Origin of the sequence: Actinophytocola sp. (assembly GCF_050699915.1) — a bacterium.
Classification (GTDB): domain Bacteria; phylum Actinomycetota; class Actinomycetes; order Mycobacteriales; family Pseudonocardiaceae; genus Actinophytocola.
Genome location: NZ_JBOHGA010000114.1, coordinates 1 through 19,422, shown reverse-complemented (window position 1 = coordinate 19,422; position 19,422 = coordinate 1). Strand labels below are relative to the sequence as shown.

At 72.5% G+C, this 19,422-nt stretch carries 17 protein-coding genes; 9 read left to right on the top strand and 8 right to left on the bottom strand.

The window, feature by feature from the left end; translation table 11 throughout:
- Nucleotides 1–15: 15 nt before the first annotated feature.
- The 3 genes from ACRDSK_RS20075 to ACRDSK_RS20065 form a co-directional block, all read right to left on the bottom strand.
- Nucleotides 16–429, bottom strand: coding sequence for a VOC family protein (locus tag ACRDSK_RS20075; protein ID WP_431442737.1), 414 nt, complete (start codon nt 427–429; stop codon nt 16–18).
- A gap of 69 nt (nt 430–498) precedes the next feature.
- The gene (locus ACRDSK_RS20070; RefSeq protein ID WP_431442736.1) at nt 499–3,279 is read right to left on the bottom strand and encodes a glycoside hydrolase family 2 TIM barrel-domain containing protein; all 2,781 of its coding nucleotides are present in this window, start codon (nt 3,277–3,279) and stop codon (nt 499–501) included.
- On the bottom strand, nt 3,276–4,142 hold the full coding sequence (locus ACRDSK_RS20065) for an NAD-dependent epimerase/dehydratase family protein (protein ID WP_431442735.1): 867 nt from the start codon (nt 4,140–4,142) through the stop codon (nt 3,276–3,278). The genes ACRDSK_RS20070 and ACRDSK_RS20065 overlap by 4 nt, the downstream gene beginning before the upstream one ends.
- A 334-nt stretch (nt 4,143–4,476) precedes the next feature.
- On the opposite strand from ACRDSK_RS20065, the gene ACRDSK_RS20060 reads away from it, so the two are divergent.
- The 8 genes from ACRDSK_RS20060 to ACRDSK_RS20025 all read left to right on the top strand — a co-directional run bounded on the left by ACRDSK_RS20060 (nt 4,477) and on the right by ACRDSK_RS20025 (nt 13,596).
- Entirely contained in the window at nt 4,477–5,895 is a 1,419-nt protein-coding gene (locus ACRDSK_RS20060) for a family 2B encapsulin nanocompartment shell protein (RefSeq protein ID WP_431442734.1), read from the top strand.
- Nucleotide 5,896: 1 nt separating this feature from the next.
- A complete protein-coding gene (locus ACRDSK_RS20055) occupies nt 5,897–7,309 on the top strand; it encodes a family 2B encapsulin nanocompartment shell protein (protein WP_431442733.1) in 1,413 nt (470 codons plus the stop codon).
- 1 nt (nt 7,310) lies between these two features.
- Complete coding sequence (locus tag ACRDSK_RS20050; RefSeq protein WP_431442732.1) at nt 7,311–8,360, top strand: family 2 encapsulin nanocompartment cargo protein polyprenyl transferase; 1,050 nt, start codon at nt 7,311–7,313, stop codon at nt 8,358–8,360.
- A 9-nt stretch (nt 8,361–8,369) separates the two neighbouring features.
- Nucleotides 8,370–9,317 (top strand): 4-hydroxy-3-methylbut-2-enyl diphosphate reductase, encoded by a 948-nt coding sequence (gene ispH, locus ACRDSK_RS20045; RefSeq protein ID WP_431442731.1) that lies wholly within the window; start codon nt 8,370–8,372, stop codon nt 9,315–9,317.
- On the top strand, nt 9,314–11,056 hold the full coding sequence (locus tag ACRDSK_RS20040; protein WP_431442730.1) for a 1-deoxy-D-xylulose-5-phosphate synthase: 1,743 nt from the start codon (nt 9,314–9,316) through the stop codon (nt 11,054–11,056). The genes ispH and ACRDSK_RS20040 overlap by 4 nt, the downstream gene beginning before the upstream one ends.
- 91 nt (nt 11,057–11,147) lie before the next feature.
- A complete protein-coding gene (gene ispG, locus ACRDSK_RS20035) occupies nt 11,148–12,233 on the top strand; it encodes a flavodoxin-dependent (E)-4-hydroxy-3-methylbut-2-enyl-diphosphate synthase (protein WP_431442738.1) in 1,086 nt (361 codons plus the stop codon).
- Nucleotides 12,230–12,991: a hypothetical protein gene (locus tag ACRDSK_RS20030; protein WP_431442729.1), complete on the top strand. Its 762-nt coding sequence runs from the start codon at nt 12,230–12,232 to the stop codon at nt 12,989–12,991. Before ispG ends, ACRDSK_RS20030 begins: the two co-directional genes overlap by 4 nt.
- Nucleotides 12,988–13,596, top strand: a complete 609-nt coding sequence (locus ACRDSK_RS20025) for a hypothetical protein (RefSeq protein WP_431442728.1) — start codon at nt 12,988–12,990, stop codon at nt 13,594–13,596. Before ACRDSK_RS20030 ends, ACRDSK_RS20025 begins: the two co-directional genes overlap by 4 nt.
- On the opposite strand, the gene ggh is transcribed toward ACRDSK_RS20025, so the two are convergent.
- From ggh to ACRDSK_RS20000, 5 genes are read right to left on the bottom strand one after another with little or no spacing between them, the layout of a single operon-like run.
- On the bottom strand, nt 13,593–14,921 hold the full coding sequence (ggh, locus tag ACRDSK_RS20020) for a glucosylglycerate hydrolase (RefSeq protein WP_431442727.1): 1,329 nt from the start codon (nt 14,919–14,921) through the stop codon (nt 13,593–13,595). The genes ACRDSK_RS20025 and ggh overlap by 4 nt on opposite strands.
- Nucleotides 14,918–16,012 (bottom strand): ABC transporter ATP-binding protein, encoded by a 1,095-nt coding sequence (locus tag ACRDSK_RS20015; protein WP_431442726.1) that lies wholly within the window; start codon nt 16,010–16,012, stop codon nt 14,918–14,920. The genes ggh and ACRDSK_RS20015 overlap by 4 nt, the downstream gene beginning before the upstream one ends.
- 12 nt (nt 16,013–16,024) lie before the next feature.
- Complete coding sequence (locus ACRDSK_RS20010) at nt 16,025–16,900, bottom strand: carbohydrate ABC transporter permease (RefSeq protein WP_431442725.1); 876 nt, start codon at nt 16,898–16,900, stop codon at nt 16,025–16,027.
- Complete coding sequence (locus ACRDSK_RS20005) at nt 16,897–17,778, bottom strand: carbohydrate ABC transporter permease (RefSeq protein ID WP_431442724.1); 882 nt, start codon at nt 17,776–17,778, stop codon at nt 16,897–16,899. The genes ACRDSK_RS20010 and ACRDSK_RS20005 overlap by 4 nt, the downstream gene beginning before the upstream one ends.
- A complete protein-coding gene (locus ACRDSK_RS20000) occupies nt 17,778–19,118 on the bottom strand; it encodes an ABC transporter substrate-binding protein (protein WP_431442723.1) in 1,341 nt (446 codons plus the stop codon). The genes ACRDSK_RS20005 and ACRDSK_RS20000 overlap by 1 nt, the downstream gene beginning before the upstream one ends.
- 69 nt (nt 19,119–19,187) lie before the next feature.
- Between ACRDSK_RS20000 and ACRDSK_RS19995 the strand changes: the two genes are divergently transcribed.
- The coding region (locus tag ACRDSK_RS19995; RefSeq protein ID WP_431442722.1) for a winged helix-turn-helix transcriptional regulator at nt 19,188–19,422 on the top strand (235 nt) is incomplete at its 3' end.

Here is a 19,422-nt window from a genome sequence, read left to right as displayed (position 1 = left end):
CCCGAGACCAGAGGTTCAGCCCTGCGGCTGGCTGATGTTCACCATCCACGGGACGCCGAACTGGTCGACGCACATGCCGAACTCGTCGCCCCACATCTGCTTCTCCAGCGGCATCGTGACCTTGCCGCCCGCGGAGAGCTTCTCCCAGTAGCCGCGCAGTTCCGCGGTGTCGTCGCCGCTCAGGCTCACCGTGATGTTGTCGCCCCGGTTGACCTCCATGCCGGGCGGGGTGTCGGCGCCCATGAGGGCGAACCCGTTGGGGGCCTCGAGCTGAGCGTGCATGATCTGGTTGGCCTCGGGGGCGTCCTGCTGGCCGTATTCGCCGAACGTGTTCATGTTCAGCTCGCCGCCGAAGACATCCTTGTAGAACTCCATTGCCTGCCGTGCGGTGCCGGCGAAGCTGATGTACGGGTTGAGGCGAGACGCCATCGCATGCTCCTTGGTCGTGACTGAGAGCAACATCCTGGCAGACTCGGTCCCGCTCGACAACGGGAGAGGTCAGCCGGGCCGCACCGGTTCGAACAGAAGGGTGAACTCGGTCTTCTTCAGGAAGAGCTCGTAGTTCGGCAACGTGCCCGGCCCGCACGACGCCGTGCCGATCCCGTGCTGGCCGACGTCGATGGACACCTCCAGGTGGTCCCCGGCGACCAACTGGTTACGGTGCGTGGCAGCGGCCAGCTCGGTGTCGGACCAGCGACGGACCGTGAGCCCGTACGGCTCCGCGCCGGTGATCTTCAGTCCGGCGCCGGCCGCGTCGGTCAGCGTGGCCCACCGGACGTCGGCCCGGCGGCCGTTCTCCTGCGGGCGGATGTAGGGCGTCTGCAGCTCGTCGACCGACGCGTGGAACCGGCCCACCCGCGCGGCCAGCCCGGTGTCCGGATAGGACTCACTGGGGCCGCGACCGAACCAGCGCACCTGGTCCAGTGTGCCGGGGAGGGTGAACGCAACGGCGAGCTTCGCGATCGGCTCCGGCCACCCGCCCTCGGGCTCGACGCCGACGGTCAGCGCCACCGCCCGGTCCCGCGGCGACCAGGTGTAGGTGACGCGCACGCCGCGGTCGCTCGCGGCCGGGGCCACCCGCGTGCGCACGACCAGATCGTCGCCGGCCACGACCTCGTCGAACCGTTCGGTCAGCCGGTGCAGGCCCGTCCCCAGCCACGTCTCGTACAGCCGGCCGATGCGGTCGTTGTCGGTCGGCGGGCGCCACAGTCGCAGCCGGGGACCGCCGGCCGGCGCGCCGAGCAACCCGACGAGCCGACCGGTGCCGTCGAAGGTCGCCGGGCCCGCACCGTACTTGCCGACATGTGTCCGAAGTGGACTCGACGGCGACGCGACGGGTGCCGGTGGCGGCGCATGCAGCCGGTGCTGGGCCCACGCCACCTCGTGGCCCGCGCGCGCCCACGCCGTGTCCGCCGCGAGCACCGCGTGCACGGTCAGCCAGACCTCACCCTCGGTGCGGACCTCCGGCAACGACACCGTGCCGCCGGCGGCCGGCACGTCGAACGTCCCGACGCCGCCCGGCTCGACCGTCCACTCGAAGCGCAGGCCGGACAGGTCGCCGCGGGCCGGCGTGACCGTCACCGCGTCCGGCGCGAAGGAGAACCGGACCGGCTCGTAGGCCTTCTTCACGTCCAGCAGCCCGGGCGAGGACGTGCGGTCCGGGAACAGCAGCCCGTCGATCACGAAGTTGCCGTCGTGCAGCGGCTCGTCGTAGTCGCCGCCGTAGGCGAACTCGAGCTCCGGGTGACGCAGCCCGTGGTCGATCCACTCCCACACGAACCCGCCCGCACAGCGCGGGTGGGCGTCGAACAGTGCCACGTACTCGGCCAGCCCGCCCGGCCCGTTGCCCATCGCGTGCGCGTACTCGCACAGCAGGAACGGGATCTGGGTGCGCTCGCTGATCGCGGCGGTCTCCTTGTGCGAGGCGTACATCTCGCTGTGCACGTCCACGTAGGCGCATTCGTGGTCGCCCTCGTAGTGGACCGGCCGGGACGGGTCGCGCTCGCGCGTCCAGTCCGCCATCGCGGCGAGGTTCGCGCCCGTGTGGCTCTCGTTGCCGAGCGACCACAACACGATGCTCGGGTGGTTCTTGTCCCGCTCGACGGTCCGCCGCATCCGGTCCAGATAGGACTCCCGCCACTGCGGCACGTCGGACGGGTTGTCGCGCCAGCCGGCGAACAGGAACCCGTGGGTCTCCAGGTCGCACTCGTCGACCACCCAGAGGCCGAGCTCGTCGCAGAGGTCGAGGAACGCCGGGTGCGGCGGGTAGTGGCTGGTCCGCACGGCGTTGATGTTGTGCTGCTTCATCGCCAGCACGTCGGCGCGCATCGTCTCGTAGGGCAGTGCGCGGCCGAAGTCGGGGTGGAACTCGTGCCGGTTCACGCCGCGCAGCGCCAGCGGCGTCCCGTTCGCCAGCAGCACACCGTCCACGATGGACACCGTGCGGAAGCCGACACGCAGCGAGACGGTCTCGCCGGGAGTCGTCACCGTGGCGTCGTAGAGCCGCGGCGACTCGGCCGACCACGTCTCGACCGGCACGGTCACCGCCGAACCCGTGGCCAGGTCGGCGATCCCGAGCTCGGACACCGAGACGCGGGCCGGCGCGGCGGCGTCCACCCGCAGCGTGCCCTCGCCCGTCGTGTGGTCGTAGTCCGCGTGCACGAACACGTCGTCGAGCGGCTCGGCGGGCCGGCGCCGCAGCGTCACCCCGCGGAAGATGCCCGGCAGCCACCACTGGTCCTGGTCCTCGAGGTAGCTGCCCGCGGACCACTGGTGCACGCGCACCGCGAGCACGTTGCGCTCGGGCGACAGCAGGTGCCCGACGTCGAACTCGGTCGGCAGCCGGCTGCCGGTGAAGAAGCCGAGCTCGGTGCCGTTGAGCCAGACCCGCGCGCACGACTCGACACCGTCGAACCGGAGCACGGCCTCGCCAGCTGTCTCACCATCGAGCCAGTCCGCGGGCAGGTCGAACACCCGGCGGTGGTCGCCGGTCGGGTTGTCCTCCGGCGGGTGCGGCGGGTCGATCGGGAACGGGTAGGCGACGTTGGTGTACGCCGGCATGCCGTGTCCGTACAGCGGCCAGTGCGACGGCACCGGCAGCACCAGCCACTCCGAGTCGTCGAAGTCCGGCGCCGAGAAGTCGTCCGGCAGGTCCGCGCGCGGCGAGAGGCGGAACCGCCAGGTGCCACTGAGGTCGAGGCACGGCGCGTCGGAGGTCAGCGCCGCCCGGGGCGCGCGCCGGCCGGCACCGGGCACGAAGTCCGCGTAGTAGTTGGTCACGCCCGCTCCATGGTGAACTCGTGGTCGGTGGCGAACCCGAGCAGCGTGCGCGCCGCGGTCAGGTCGACGGGGACCGTCCGGCCGGGCAGCGACGCGCGACGCGGCACCCCGGCCAGGAAGGTGTCGAGCAACTCCTCGGTCGGGTACGGCGCGAGCGTGTCCGGCGCGGTGACGAAGACCGGGTGGAAGCCGGACAGCGGCGCGGTCGCGGCGAGCCAGCAGGCCCGGGCCGCGTCCCGACCGTCCAGATAGGTCCACAGGTGGGAGGTGCCGGCGCCGGGGTTCGCCCGGTACAGCTGGGCCTGCTCGGCGAGCTGGCCGTCGCCGGGCCAGCCGAGCAGCGGGAAGCGCAGCGCGGTCACCGTCATCGCGTCCCGCCGGGCGATCATCGCCGCGAACGCCTCGTCGGCCTGTTTGGACAGCGCGTACGGGTCGGCGACCTGCAGCGGCGTCGACTCGTCGATCGGCACGTGTGCCGGCCGCAGCGACGACGGGCCGAACGGCAGGCCGGTGATCGAGAAACTGCTGGCGATGACCGCCCGCGCCACGCCGGCCCGCGCGGCCTCGTCGAGCACGACGAACGTGGCCGCCGCGTTGCCCACGAACACCTCCGCCGGCGGCAGGTGCTCCGGGGTCGGGATCGCGGCCAGGTGGATCACGGTGTCCACACCGGCCAGCGCGGCGCGCACGAGGGCGGTGTCCGCGGCGTCGCCGACATGGAACCGCTCGGTGTCGGTGTCCCCGGGATCGCGCCGGTCGAGCCCGACGGCGGTCGCGCCGCGCGCGGCCAGCTCGCTCAGCACGATCCGGCCGAGCCGGCCCGCCGCCCCGGTGACCAGGACACGACTCGGTTGGTGGCTCATCGCCGACGAGCATAGTTGTCGCTGGTGTCCGAGGAGGACGGCGAGCGCGAGCGACCGTGGGTAGAAGGCGGTTAGGCCGGTTCAGCGATCTTTGCCCGCCGTGTCCATTCGCATTCCACCCGCTTGCCGAGCCGCGTTCCCCGGGTGGAGCAACCGATCACCCTTCGTCCAACGGTTCGCCCACCGTAAAGAGTGGGATCTTCGCCGGTATCGGCCGCGAGTTCGCGTTGATCGTCACCACACTCTTGGGCGACTGTGCCGCCGCTGATTCCCGGTGTTAGCTCATTTTCAGTGGGATTGAGGAGAACGGCGACTGCGATAGGTGGTGTGCGTTGTGACGGTGACCGAACCCGAGGCGCCCGGGCTCGAGACGGACGGCAGCGAGCAGCAGAGCCTCGCGACCACGGCCGCGAGAAACCTTGCGACGACGAAGAAGTCCGTGCCGCAGATGCAGGGCATCTCGTCGCGCTGGCTGCTCAAGATGCTGCCGTGGGTGCAGGTCTCGGGCGGCACGTACCGGGTCAACCGCCGGCTCACCTACGCCGTCGGCGACGGCCGGGTGACGGTCGTCGGAACGGGTTCGGAAATCCGGGTAATTCCGGCCGAACTGGGTGAGCTGCCGCTGTTTCGCGGATTTCTCGACGAGGAGGTGCTCACAGCTCTCGCGGACCGCTTCGAGCGGCGAGAATTCCAACCGGGCGAGGTGATCGTCGAGTTCGGACACGAGTCGAACGAGGCATTCCTGATCGCCCACGGAAAGGTCAACAAGATTGGGCCGGGGCATTACGGCGACGAGACCGTGCTCGGCGTGCTGGCGGGCGGCGACCACTTCGGCGACGAGACGCTGGCCGACCCGAACAGCATGTGGGAGTACACGGTCAAGGCGATCACGCCGGGCACCCTGCTGATGCTGCCGCAGTCCGCGTTCGACGAGCTGCTCGACCGGTCCGAGGCGCTGCGCGACCAGCTCGAGGCGTTCCGCTCCGGGCAGCCGACCGCGAGCAACCCGCACGGCGAGGCCGCCATCGAGCTGGCGTCCGGGCACACAGGCGAGCCGGACCTGCCCGGCACCTTCGTCGACTACGAGCTCGGCCCGCGCGAGTACGAGCTGTCCGTCGCGCAGACCGTCCTGCGCGTGCACAGTCGCGTCTCCGACCTCTACAACGAGCCCATGGACCAGGTCGAGCAGCAGCTGCGGCTGACCATCGAGGCGCTGCGCGAGCGCCAGGAGCACGAGCTGGTCAACAACGCCGAGTTCGGCCTGCTCGCCAACGCCGACCTCGGCCACCGCATCCACACCCGCACCGGCCCGCCCACGCCGGACGACCTGGACGAGCTGCTCGCCGTCGTGTGGAAGAACCCCGGGTTCTTCCTCGCCCACCCGCGCACGATCGCCGCGTTCGGCCGGGAGTGCACCAGGCGCGGGCTCTACCCGGAGAGCGTGGACATCGGCGGCAACCGGGTGCCCGCGTGGCGCGGCATCCCGCTGTTCCCCTGCAACAAGATCGGCGTCTCGGACACCCGGACCAGCTCGATCATGCTGCTGCGCGCCGGCGAGCAGCAGCAGGGCGTCGTCGGCCTGCACCAGACCGGCATCCCCGACGAGTACCAGCCGGGCCTGTCCGTGCGGTTCATGGGGATCAGCCCGAAGGCGATCGTGTCCTACCTGGTCAGCGCGTACTACTCGGCGGCGATCCTGGTGCCGGACGCGCTGGGCGTGCTCGAGAACGTCGAGCTCGGCCGGGAGGGCTGACGTGACCTCTGACGTCAACACCGTGCAGACCGACGTCCGGATCGAGGCTACGGTGCGCGCCAGCCTGAGCACGACCGCGGCACGCAACCTCACCACCACGACGAAGTCCGTGCCGCAGATGCGCGGCGTCACCCCGCGCTGGCTGCTGCGCTCGCTGCCGTGGGTAGACGCGAAGGGCGGCACCTACCGGGTCAACCGCCGGCTGTCCCTCGCGATCGGCGACGGCCGGCTGTCGTTCGTCAACGTCGGCACCGACGTCCAGGTGGTCCCGGCGGAGCTGCGCGAGCTGCCGCTGCTGCGGGAGCTCACCGACGACGACGCGCTCACCGAGCTGGCCGGCCGGTTCGAGCAGCAGAGCTTCGAGCCGGGCGACCTGATCGTCCACAAGGGACAGCCGCGCGACCGGCTGTACCTGCTGGCGCACGGGAAGGCACAGCAGCTCGGCACCGGCGAGTACGGCGAGGCGGTCGTGCTGGACGTGCTCGCCGACGGCATGCACTTCGGCAGCGAGGTGCTCACCGGCGCCGAGGCGACCTGGGACTTCACGGTCAAGGCGGTCACCCCGTGCACCGTGCTGGTGCTGTCCGGCCAGTCCTTCCAGCAGCTGAACGGCCGGGCCGACGCGCTGCGCGAGCACATCCGGGCCGAGCTGGCCAAACCCCAGGGCGCGCGGAACAAGCAGGGCGAGGCCGCGATCGACCTGTCGTCCGGACACTCCGGCGAGTTCGAGCTGCCCGGCACGTTCGCCGACTACGAGCTCACGCCGCGGGAGTACGAGCTGGCCGTGGTGCAGACGCTGCTGAAGGTCCACACGCGCGTGGCCGACCTCTACAACGACCCGATGAACCAGACCGAGCAGCAGGTCCGGCTCACCGTCGAGGCGCTGCGCGAGCGCCAGGAGCACGAGCTGATCAACAACCGCGACTTCGGCCTGCTGCACAACGCCGACCTCAAGCAGCGGGTGTTCACCCGAACCGGCCCGCCGACCCCGGACGACCTGGACGAGCTGCTGTCCCGGCGGCGCAGGTCCCGGTTCTTCCTGGCCCACCCGCGCACGATCGCCGCGTTTCGCCGGGAGTGCACGAAGCGCGGGATCTACCCGGCGACCGTGTCGCACGAGGACACCGTCGTGCAGAGCTGGCGCGGCGTGCCGATGCTGCCGTGCGACAAGATCCCGATCACCGATGGCCACCTGTCCTCGATCCTCGTCATGCGCACCGGCGAGGACGACCAGGGCGTGGTCGGTCTGCACGAGACCGGCCTCGACGACGAGGTCGCGCCCGGCATGAACGTGCGGTTCATGGGCATCGACGACAAGGCGATCATCTCCTACCTGATGAGCGCGTACTTCTCCGCCGCGGTACTGGTGCCGGACGCGCTCGGCGTCCTGGAGCACGTCGAGATCGGCCGCTGAGGTGGCGGCACCGGAGATCTCACCCGCGCGGGAGACGCTGACGTGGAGCCGGGCGCTGGTCGACCCGGCGCTGCGGGCGGCGGTGGACACGCTGCCGTCCTCGATGCGTCGCGTCGCCGGCTACCACCTTGGCTGGTGGGACGAGCACGGCGCCGCGACACCGACCTCAGCCGGCAAGTCGGTGCGCCCCGCGCTGGTGCTGCTGTCGGCCGCGGCGGCCGGCGGCTCGCCGCGCGAGGCGGTGCCGGCGGCGGTGGCCGTCGAGCTGGTGCACAACTTCTCGCTGCTGCACGACGACGTGATGGACGGCGACGTGACCCGTCGGCACCGCCCGACCGCGTGGCGTCTGTTCGGGATCGGCGCGGCGATCCTGGCCGGCGACGCGCTGCTGACCCTGGCGCTGGATGTCCTCGCGGCGAGCGGGCATCCGGCGTCGGGGCGGGCCATGCGGATGCTGTCCGCCGCGGTGCAGGATCTCGTCGACGGGCAGAGCTCGGACATGGCCTTCGAGCGGCGGGACGAGGTGGGGCTGGCCGAGTGCGAACGGATGGCGACCGCCAAGACCGCCGCGCTGATCGGCTGCGCGTGCGCGCTCGGCGCCCTGTTCGGCGGCCGCGACACCGGGGAGGTGCGGCGGCTGCGGACGTTCGGCGAGCACCTGGGCCTCGCCTACCAGCACGTCGACGACCTGCTCGGCATCTGGGGCGACTCGGCGGCGACCGGCAAGCCGGTGCACTCGGACCTGCGCAACCGCAAGAAGTCGCTGCCGGTGGTGTTCGCGCTGGCGTCGGACACCCCCGCCGGGCGCGAGCTGGCTGCGCTCTACCGCGGCCCGGACCCGGTGGCCGACGCCGACCTGCCGCGGGCCGCCGCGCTGGTCGAGGCGGCCGGCGGTCGGGCGTGGAGCCAGACGAAGTCCGGCGAGTTACTCGCTTCCGCGCTGGACCAGCTGTTCGCGGCCGACCCCAGCGCCGACCTCACCGGCGATCAAGGGCCGGCCGCGACCGAGCTGGCCGCGCTCGCCCGCCTGGTGACCCGCCGCGACCGCTGAGGAGAACCCATGCCGTCCCCGGTCCCCCACACCGTCCTGCTCGCCGCGCCCCGGTCGTTCTGCGCGGGCGTCGAGCGAGCCGTCGAGATCGTCGAGCGCGCGCTGGTCCAGCGCGGCCGCCCGGTGTACGTCCGCAAGCAGATCGTGCACAACGTCCACGTGGTCGCCGACCTCGCCGCCCGCGGCGCGGTGTTCGTCGACGAGCTCGACGAGGTGCCGCGCGGCGCCACCGTCGTGTTCTCCGCGCACGGCGTCTCGCCCGCGGTCCGCGCACAGGCGCGGGACCGGGCGCTGCGGGTGATCGACGCGACCTGCCCGCTGGTCACCAAGGTGCACGCGGAGGCCCGGCGGTTCGCGGCCCGCGGCGACACCGTCCTGCTGGTCGGCCATGCCGACCACGAGGAGGTCGAGGGCACGCTCGGCGAGGCGCCGGCCCGCACGATCGTCGTCGAGGACGTCGCCGCCGCGCGGGTCGTCGGGGTGCCCGACCCGGCGCGGGTGTCCTACCTGACGCAGACCACGCTCGCGGTCGACGAGACCGAGGAGATCCTCGCGGTGCTCCACGCCCGGTTCCCCGAGCTGCGCGGGCCCGCGTCCGACGACATCTGCTACGCCACCACGAACCGGCAGCGCGCGCTCTCCGCGGTGGCCGACGAGGCCGACCTCGTGCTCGTGGTCGGCTCGGCGAACTCCTCGAACTCGCTGCGGCTGGTGGAGCTCGCCCGGCGGGGCGGGACGCCGGCGTACCTGGTCGAGGACGCGGGCGCGGTGCGTCCCGAGTGGCTCGCCGGGGTGCGGGTGGTCGGGCTGACCGCCGGAGCCTCGGCGCCACCACGGCTGGTGGACGAGGTGATCGCCGCCCTCGGGCCGGTCCGGGTCGTCGAGCGCGAGACGGCGACCGAGTCGGTCCACTTCACCCTGCCGGCCGCGGTGCGGCCGGAGGTGGCGCCGTCATGACCCTCGCCGACATCCACGCACCCACCGACCTCGCCGAACTGTCCACTTCGGAGCTCACCGACCTCGCGGCCGAGATCCGCGCGGTCCTCGTCGACAAGGTCGGCCGGACCGGCGGGCACCTCGGCCCGAACCTCGGGACCGTGGAGCTGACGCTGGCCCTGCACCGGGTGTTCGACTCGCCGCGGGACGTGCTGCTGTTCGACACCGGCCACCAGGCCTACGTACACAAGCTGCTCACCGGCCGGCACGCGGACTTCGACGTGCTGCGCCAGGCCGGCGGCGTGTCCGGCTACCCGTCGCGGACCGAGTCCGCGCACGACGTGGTGGAGAACTCGCACGCGTCGACCGCGCTGTCCTATGCGGACGGTCTGGCGAAGGCGTTCGAGCTGCGCGGCGAGCAGGGGCTGGTGGTGGCGGTGGTCGGCGACGGCGCGCTCACCGGCGGCATGTGCTGGGAGGCGCTGAACAACATCGGCGACGCGCCGCGGCCGGTCGTCGTCGTGCTCAACGACAACTCCCGCTCCTACGCACCGACGGTCGGCGCGTTGGCCGCCCACCTACGACGACTACGTAGCACGGCGTCGACCGGGCCCGCGGCCGGCAACCTCTTCGAGGACCTCGGCCTGGCCTACCTCGGGCCGGTCGACGGGCACGACCTCGGCGCGCTCGAGGAGAGTCTGACCGCGGCACGCGACCTCCGCCGGCCGGTCGTCGTGCACTGCGTGACGGTCAAGGGCAAGGGCCACCCGGCCGCCGAGTCGGACGAGGCGGACTGGATGCACGCGATCGGCACGCCCGAAGGCTCCGGCACGTCGTGGACGTCGGTGTTCGGCCGGGCGATCGCCGAGCTCGGCGCGGAGCGGCCGGACGTGGTGTGCCTGACCGCGGCGATGACGCTGCCGGCGGGCCTGGGCCCGTTCGCGAAGCGGTTCCCGGACCGGGTGTTCGACGTGGGGATCGCCGAGCAGCACGCGGTCACCTCGGCGGCCGGCCTCGCGCTGGGCGGGCTGCACCCGGTGGTGGCGATCTACTCGACGTTCCTGTCCCGGGCGTTCGACCAGGTGCTGATGGACGTGGCGCTGCACCGGCTCGGCGTGACGTTCGTGCTCGACCGGGCGGGTGTGACCGGGCCGGACGGCGCGAGCCACCACGGCATGTGGGACGCCTCGGTGCTGCCCGTGGTGCCGGGCCTGCGCATCGCCGCGCCGCGGGACCCGGCCTCCCTTCGCTCGCTGCTGCGCGAGGCGGTGGATGTGGCGGACGCGCCGACCGTGGTCCGCTACCCGAAGGCCACCGCCGGACCGGACATCCCCGCCGTGCGCCGGGTCGGCGGCTGCGACATCCTGCGCGACGAGCCGGACGCCGAGGTGCTGCTGGTGGCGGTCGGGCCGTTGGCCGGCGCGTGTCTGGCGGCCGCCGACGAGCTCGCCGCCCAGGACGTGCCGGTCACCGTGGTCGATCCACTGTGGACGGCGCCGCTGGGTCCGGGCCTGCTCAAGCTGGCCGCCGCGCACCGCCTGGTGCTGGCGGTCGAGGACACGACGTCGACCGGTGCGCTCGGCGCCCGGCTGGCCCAGGCCCTCGCGGCGGCCGGCGAACGGACCTGCGCGGCGACGTTCGCGCTGCCGGCCGCGTTCCTGCCGCACGCCGGCCGGGAGGAGATCCTGCGCGCGCACGGGCTCGACGCGAGCGGGATCGCCACGACCGTCCTCAAGCGACTCGCGATGGTGACCCGATGAGCGAGCTTGCGAGCGAATCAAGGGCACAGGGCGACCGCGGGCGGCTCGACCGAGCCTGCGAGGGGGAGTCGTGAACGCGGTCGAGCTGGGCATGCCCGCCACGCCGCCCCGGCGGCGCGTGTCGCGGCGGCTGCTGGTGGGATCGGTCCCGGTGGGCGGGGACGCGCCGGTGTCGGTGCAGTCGATGACCACCACGGTGACCGCGGACGTGGAGGCGACGCTGCGCCAGATCGCGGAGCTGACCGCGGCCGGCTGCCAGATCGTGCGGGTAGCCGTGCCTTCGCAGGACGACGCCGAGGCGCTGTCGGCCATCGCGGCCAAGTCGCCGATCCCGGTGATCGCGGACATCCACTTCCAGCCGCGGTACGTGTTCGCCGCGATCGACGCCGGCTGCGCGGCGGTGCGGGTGAACCCGGGCAACATCGAGAAGTTCGACGACAAGGTGCGCGAGATCGCCCGCGCGGCCGCCGACGCGGACGTGCCGATCCGGATCGGCGTCAACGCCGGCTCGCTCGACCCACGCCTGCTGCGCAAGTACGGCAAGGCCACGCCCGAGGCGATGGTGGAGTCGGCGCTGTGGGAGTGCTCGCTGTTCGCCGAGCACGGGTTCGACGCGTTGAAGCTGTCGGTCAAGCACCACGACCCGGTGGTGGCGATCGCCGCGTACCGGCTGCTCGCGCAGCGCTGCGACTACCCGCTGCACCTCGGCGTCACCGAGGCGGGGCCGGCGTTCCAGGGCACGGTCAAGTCCGCGGTCGCGTTCGGCGCGCTGCTCGCCGAGGGCATCGGCGACACGATCCGGGTGTCGCTGTCCGCCCCACCGGTCGAGGAGGTCAAGGTCGGCACCGCGATCCTCGAGTCGCTCGGCCTGCGCCCGCGGCGCCTGGAGATCGTGTCGTGTCCGTCGTGCGGGCGCGCGCAGGTCGACGTGTACCGGCTGGCCGAGCAGGTGACCGCGGCGTTCGACGGGTTCGAGGTCCCGCTGCGGATCGCGGTGATGGGCTGCGTGGTGAACGGGCCGGGCGAGGCGCGCGAGGCGGACCTGGGGGTGTCGTCGGGCAACGGCAAGGGGCAGATCTTCGTGCGCGGCACCGTGGTGAAGACCGTGCCGGAGAGCCAGATCGTGGAGACCCTCCTCGCGGAGGCGCTCGCGCGGGACTGGACGGTGTCGTCGTGACCATCTACGTCAGCGGGCTGCTGTGGGTGGCCGGGATGGCGTTCCTCGCGGCGTGCGTGGCGTACCTGATCCGCCGCATCGGCGCCACCGAGGGCACGGTCGAGAACAACGAGGCGGCGGGCCAGGTCTTCACGCTCGTCGGCGGCCTGCAGGCGGTGCTCGTCGCGTTCGTGCTGATCTCGTTGTTCGACGGGGCTTCCGCGGCCGAGGACGGTTCGTACACGGAGGCCGACGGCCTGGTCGCGGCCGCGTGGGCGGCGGACTCGCTGCCGTCGGAGACGCGCGAGGAGATCGCCGGGCAGGCGCGGGTGTACGCGAGAACGGTGATCGACGACGAGTGGCCGCGGATGCGGGAGGGCTTACCGGTGGGTGACCAGGGCTGGCAGGAGCTGTCCGAGCTGCGCCGGCTGGTCGGCACCGCCCCGACGTCGGACGAGTGGTCGATCGACCAGAAGAGCGAGGCGTCCGAGCAGCTCTGGTCGACCTACCAGGCGCGCCAGGAGCGGCTGAACACGGCGACGAGCGGCGGGGTCAACTCGGTGGTGTGGTTCGCCCTGGTGGCCGGGGCGATCATGTCGCTCGCGCTGCCGCTGCTGTTCGGTGGCCCGCGCCCGCTCACCCACATCCTCATCGTGTCGACCCTCACGGCGACGATGACGCTGCTGTTGTTCGCGACCCAGCAGCTGCAGAACCCGTACAGCGGCGGAGCCGAGGTCGAGCCGGCCGCGTTCCAGTCCGTACTGGACCGCCTGCGGTGACGCTCGTGGTGCGGCTGGCGGTCGGGACGGGCCTGCTGACCGTGAGCGTGGCGCTGTCCCTGCCGTTGTCCCTTCCACTCGCGGGCAGCGCGGACTCGGTCGCCCGACCGTTCACGGAGTCCGTCGCGCGGTCCGGGGCACCCGTGCGGCCCGGTGCCGCCGACCACCGGCCGCCGCCGACTCGGCCGTGGCCCTGGCCCACGCCGACCTCGCCACCGCCATCGCCACTGCCACCGCCACCGCCACTGCCACGAGAGCCCCCGCCACCGGCCCCGTCGCCCGAGCCCCCGCCACCGGTCGAGCAACCCCCGCCGGAACCGCCGGCGGCGACTCCCGCCCCAGCACCCGAACCCGCACCCGCACCACCGCCCGCGGCCCGACAGGAACCGCCACCCACCAAGCCCCCCAAGGCTGCGCCGGCCGCTCCGCCGCCCGCGCAGCCCGTACCCGAGCCCCCGAGACGCCGCGAGGAGGACCCGCCGGCGCCCGCCGCCACGGGCGTCCGCCCGGAGACCGAGGAGAAGCGCCGCTGGGCCCTGACCGCCGCGATCGTCGTGCTCGCCGCCGGTGCCGCCGCGGCCCGCGGCATGCGGCGGGGCCGCTAGACGGTGTGCAGCCAGTCGAGGACGACCGTCGCCGTCCAGGACTGTTGTCTGCTGCCCAGGGGTTCGCCGGTCAGCGGGTGGTAGTACTCGGCGAAGGTGCCGTCCGCCACCAGCCGCAGGCACTCGGTGCGCAACCGCGAAGCGTGCTCGGTCCAGCCGCGCCGCTCGAACGCCCAGCCGAACAGCCACGCCAACACCGGCCACGCCGGGCCGCGCCAGTACTCGCGCGGCCGGAAGCCCGGGTCGTTCGGCGACACCGACGGCGGGATCGCGGCGAACAGGTCGGGGTGCCCGGCCCAGTCCGGCCCGCTCAGCGAAGCGAGCAGGCGTTCATCGTCCACATCGGACAGGCCGCCGCACAGCAGCGGCGCGAAGCCGGCGATCGTGCGACTCGTCAGCCACTCGCCGGTGCGCAGGTCGCGGTCCCGGGCCAGGCCGGTGTCGGGGTCGTAGGCGGCGGCCACCGCGGCGCGCGAGCGGCGGGCCCACCCGCGCAGCTGCCGCACCTGCCACGACGGCTGCCCGCCCTCCTCGCCCAGCTCGGCGAGGACCTCGCTGGCGAGCGCGAACAACGCCGTCACGAACACGTCGCCCACCAGGAAGGTCGACGTGCGCACGACCTGGTCGGCGTCGTAGCGAACCTTGCGCATCTCCTCGATCAGCCACAGGTACCGGTCGTACTCGGGGTCGCTCGGCCGCTCCGCCTCGCCCGCGGCGACCAGGCCGCGGTCCACCCGCACGTACGGCGGCAGGTCCTCCCCGGGCGTCACCGCCGCGTACGGCACGTCCCAGCGCGGCGAGTTGTCCATTCCGGACTCCCAGCCGTGCACGATCGCCAGCAGGCCCGTGCCGTGCGGGTCCCGGTGGCGCACCAGCCACTCGTGCCAGCGGTACAGCCGCGGCCAGCCCTCCCGAAGCAGCCGCTCGACGGCGGCGGACCCGCGGCCGATGTCGACGATCCGGCGCAGCGCGACCGCGTGCACGGGCGGCTGGCAGATGCCCGACGTGCGCGGCGCCGATGGCGCGTCGGGGTTCAGCTCGGCCGCACCCCAGCGCTGCGGGCCGGGGAAGTAGCCGCCGCCCTCGGAGAACACGATGTGCGGCAGCATCCCCGTGCGCCACTGGGCGGCGAGCAGCGTCTCCAGCTCGCGCACCGCGCGGTCGGCGTTGAGATGCGCCAGCCCGATGGAGATGAACGCGGTGTCCCAGCTCCACATGTGCGGGTACAGCCGCGGCGCCGCGGTGATCATCGTGCCGTTGTCGTTGCCGCTCAGCGTCCACGCCGCGCTCGCGGCGAGCTGCACCGACCCCAGCCGAGGTCTCACGAAACCTCCAGCAGCAGCTTCGTCTCCGGGTCGTACCAACGACACTGCTCGCCGGGCAGCTCCACGCGCAGCTCGTCGCCGGGCTCCGCGCGGAAGCTCGCCGGCGTCTGGATCTTCACCCGGTGCCCGGCGAGGTCGGTGGTCAGCAGCACCGAGGAGCCGAGCGGCTCGTACACGTCGACCGTGCAGCGCAGCGACGCGCCCGGCGCCTCACCGTCGGGCAGCACCCGCAACGCCTCGGCGCGCACCCCGAGGTCCAGCTCGCGGCCGCGGTAGTCGGCCAGCTCGCGCGGCACCGGGACGTGCTGGTCGGCGAGGTCGAGCACCAGCCCGTGGCCGTTCTCGCTGACCGTGCCGGACAGGAAGTTCATCGGCGGGCTACCGAGGAAGCCGCCGACGAACTCGTCCGCCGGGTCGTCGTACACCTTGGTCGGCACGTCCACCTGGGACACCCGGCCCTCGCGCATGACCGCGACCCGGTCGCCCAGTGACAGCGCCTCGATCTGGTCGTGGGTCACGTAGATCGTGGTGCGGCCCAGGTCGTTCACCAGCTTCTTGAGGTCGGCGCGGAACGAGAGCCGCAGCAGCGCGTCCAGGTTGGACAGCGGCTCGTCCATCAGCAGCACGTCGGACTCCACCACGATCGCCCGGGCGACCGCGACGCGCTGGCGCTGGCCACCGGAGAGCTTCGCGGGGTAGCGGTCGAGGTAGTCGGACAGCTGCAGCATCTCCGCCGCCCACGCGACCTTGCGGTCCACCTCGGCGGCCGGCACGCCGCGCACCTTGAGCCCGAAGCCGATGTTGTCGCGCACCTTCTTGTGCGGGAACACCGCGTAGGACTGGAACACCATCGACAGGTTGCGATGCCGCGGCTCCAGGTAGGTCACGTCCCGCCCGCCGATGACGACCTGCCCGGAGTCCGGCAGCTCCAGCCCGGCGACCGCGCGCAGCAGCGTGGTCTTGCCGCAGCCGGACGGGCCGAGCAGCACCATGAACTCGCCGTCGGCGATCGAGAGCGACACGTCGTCGGTCGCCCGGGTGGCCGCGCCGGGGTAGGTCTTGACCAGCTCACGCAGCTCGACGTCAGCCACGACGGTCTCCCTTCATGCCGTCTTCCCCCACATGTTCAGCAGGTATCGGCGCATCAGCAGGATGAACAGCAGGGCCGGCACGACCAGGGCGAAGCCGCCGGCGAACCGGTAGGACTGCGGCGAGTCGGCGAGCGCGGTGAGGACCTGGGCGGGCAGCGTGCGGTGACCGATCGTGAGGACCGTCGCGCCCAGCACCTCGTTCCACGACAACACGAACGTGAACACCGCGGACGTGGCCAGGCCCGGGATCGCGAGCGGCAGCACGACCCGGCGCACGGTCTCGGCCCGGGTACAGCCGAACACGCGGGCCGCCTCCTCCAGCTCGACCGGCACCGCGACGAAGATGCTCGCGGTGATCAGCACGGTGGTCGGCATGGCGAGCGCGGTGTGCACCAGCGTCACCGCGGCGACCGTGTCGTACGCGCCGGTCCGCAGGAAGATCGTCGCCATCGGCACGGACAGCACGACGATCGGCAGCGCGCGCACCATCAGCAGGAACAGCTGGTAGGGATCGCGTCCGCGGAAGGCGCGCCGGGCGATCGCGTAGCCGGCGGGCGCGCCGATCAGCAGCGACAGGACCACCGTGTAGACGCCGGTCAGCAGCGAGTTGCCGAACGCGGGCAGCACGCCGGTGCTGGACAGGAAGCCGGACAGCGTGTCGAGCGTGAAGTCCGCCGGCACCAGCGACTTCGGGAACTTCGCGATCTCGTCCGGAGTGGACAGCGCGGCGAAGGTGATCAGCACGATCGGGCCGACCATGAACAGCGACACCAGCACGCACGCGAGCTGCGCGAGCGCGCGGCGGGTTCGCCTGCGGCGCAACGGGGTCCGGTCGACCGGCGGCAGCTGGGCCCGCTCGGTCCGTGCGGGCGCGACCTCGGTGCTCATCGCGTACCTCCCCGATCGGTGCGCAGCGTGCGCAGGTACCCGATGGAGATCACCAGCGAGATGCCGAGCACCACCAGCGCGAGCGCGCTCGCCACCGCCGCGTTCTGCAGGCTGACGTACCACTGGTAGGTCTCGCCCACCAACGTCGGGAAGTTGCGGCCGGCCAACGCCTGCGCCACCGCGAAGATCTCGAGCGCGAAGATCGTCCGCAGGATGAGCGCCACCTGCAGGCTCGGCCTGATGAACGGCAGCGTCACGTGCCAGAGCCGCTGCCAGGCGGACGCGCCGAGCACCTGCGCGGCCTCGTCGTAGTCGCGGGGCACCATCTGCAGGCCGGCCACGAGGATGACGAACACCAGCGCGGTGGACCGCCAGATCTCGGTGACCACCACGGCGAACAGCATGCCGGTCGCGTTGTCGTAGTCCAGCCAGCCGATCCCGTCGCCGAACCCGATCCAGCTCAGGAGCGAGTTGAGGTAGCCGCGCGGGCTGAAGATCGCGAGCCACACGAGGCCGGCGGCCAGTTCGGACAGCGCGAGCGGGATGGCCCACAGGTAGAAGTGCGTGCCGGCGAAGCGCGGCCGGCTCTGCAGCAGCAGCGCCATGCCCAGCGCCAGCACCAGCTGGATCGGCACCACGATCACCGTGAGCAGGACCGTGTTGCGCAGCGCTCGGGTGAAGTAGGGATCGGCGAACATCCGCGCCCAGTTGTCGAGCGTGAACGCGCCCTCGGACCGGAACGCGGCGAGGATGCCCTGCAGGAGCGGCCAGCCGAACAGCAGGAGCATGAACACCAGCGACGGCGCGATCAGCGGCCACGGCACGGCGGTGCGGGCCGGGCGGGCCTCGCCGGTGGTCGGGGCGCTCGTGGTCGTCATCAGCCCACCTCGCAGGGCTTGCCGTGCGAGGGCGGGTCCGGTGCCCAGCAAGGCGCCTTGATGTCGGCCAGCAGGTCGTTCAGGATCCGGAACTGTTCGTCCAATGTGGACCGCACGTCGCGCTCGTCGAGCACCATCGACTGGAAGCAGTCCTTGAACACCTTCGTCACCTCGCCCTCCCGTTCGCCGAGCCCGTTCGGGGGCAGCGCAAGCAGCGCGTCCGGTGCGGTCCGCTGCCGGTTCACCGCGTCGGCCTGGAGCGTGATCGCCGGGGGCATGTCGCCGGTCAGGTCGGCGCGCACGGTCGGGAAGAACGCGTTGGCGCGCAGCACGTCGAGCTGCGTCTCGGGCCGGCTGAGCGCGGAGATGAGCCGGCGCGCGGTGTCCTCGTCGGGCGCGCCGCGGGGGATCGCGAGCCCGGCGAGCACGACCATGTAGCCAAGCCCCTTGGGCCCGCGCGGGGACGGCACCATGACCCACTTGTCCGGCTCGCGCTTCGGCGCCTCGATCAGCCGGGCCACGTGATCCCACCCGATCATCGCCTCGCCCGAGGCGAGCGGCTCCTGGATGAAGTCGTAGCTCGTGGACGTCGGGACGCACTCCTGCCACAGCTCGCGGAAGTACTCCCAGGCCTCGGCTGCCTCGCGGGAGCGGAACGTGGTGATCTGCCCGCCGGTGAACGAGGGCAGCAGGAAGCCCTGGGTGAACCGGTGCAGCAACCCCTTCGGCCCGGCGGGCAACGCGAGCACCGGCTTGCCGCCGTTGGCCTCGCGCGCGTTGCGGGCCCAGTCGAGGAACTGGTCGTAGGTCAGCGCCCGCACGTCCGCGCCGGACGGGAGGTGCTCGAGCATCTCCTTCCGGGCCGCGATCACGTAGCTCGCCTGCGCCCAGGGCACGTACCAGGTGCGGCCGGTGCCGGCGCGGGCGAGGTCGAGGTACTCCGCGGGCCAACCGAGGTCGCCGAGCCCCGCGATCAGGTCGGTGAGGTCGGTCAGGTGGTCGGCGACGAGCGGGGTCAGGTCTCCGTGCAGTCCCCCGAGCAGGCTGGTCCGCACGCTGCCCGCGTCGACCTGGGTACGGGTCTGGGTGATGAACGGGCCGGGCTCGGAGGTCACGTAGCTGATCTCGGTGTCGATCGCGTCCCGCAGGATCGTGCGGAAGCGCTCGGCCTCCTCGACGGGCGTGAACTGGGTCGAGAAGAACGTCATGCCCGACCCGCCGGTGGTGGTGAACCCGCTGAGCGCACCGCAGCCGCTGAGCGCGGACGTGGCGGCGCCGCCGACCGAGGCCGCCAAGAGTCCACGCAGGACGGACCGGCGCGACACGCCTACCGGTGCCACATTGCACCTCCGAACACTTATGTCTAATACTTAGACAGAAGTACCGGATTATCAATGTAGGCGGGCGCCATGGCAGACGTCAACCACGGGAGCGGCGCCGCGTCCCCGGGCCGGGTGTTCGCCGTGTTGCGCGACGACGGCCCGCTGACGCGCCAGGAGCTGCAGTCCCGGCTGGGCCTGTCCCGGGCCACGCTGGTCGAGCGGCTCGACACGCTGACCCGGCTGCGGGTGATCGACACGGTCGGCCACCGCGCGTCCAGCGGCGGGCGGCGGGCGGCGCTGCTCGGCGCCGACCGGACGAGCC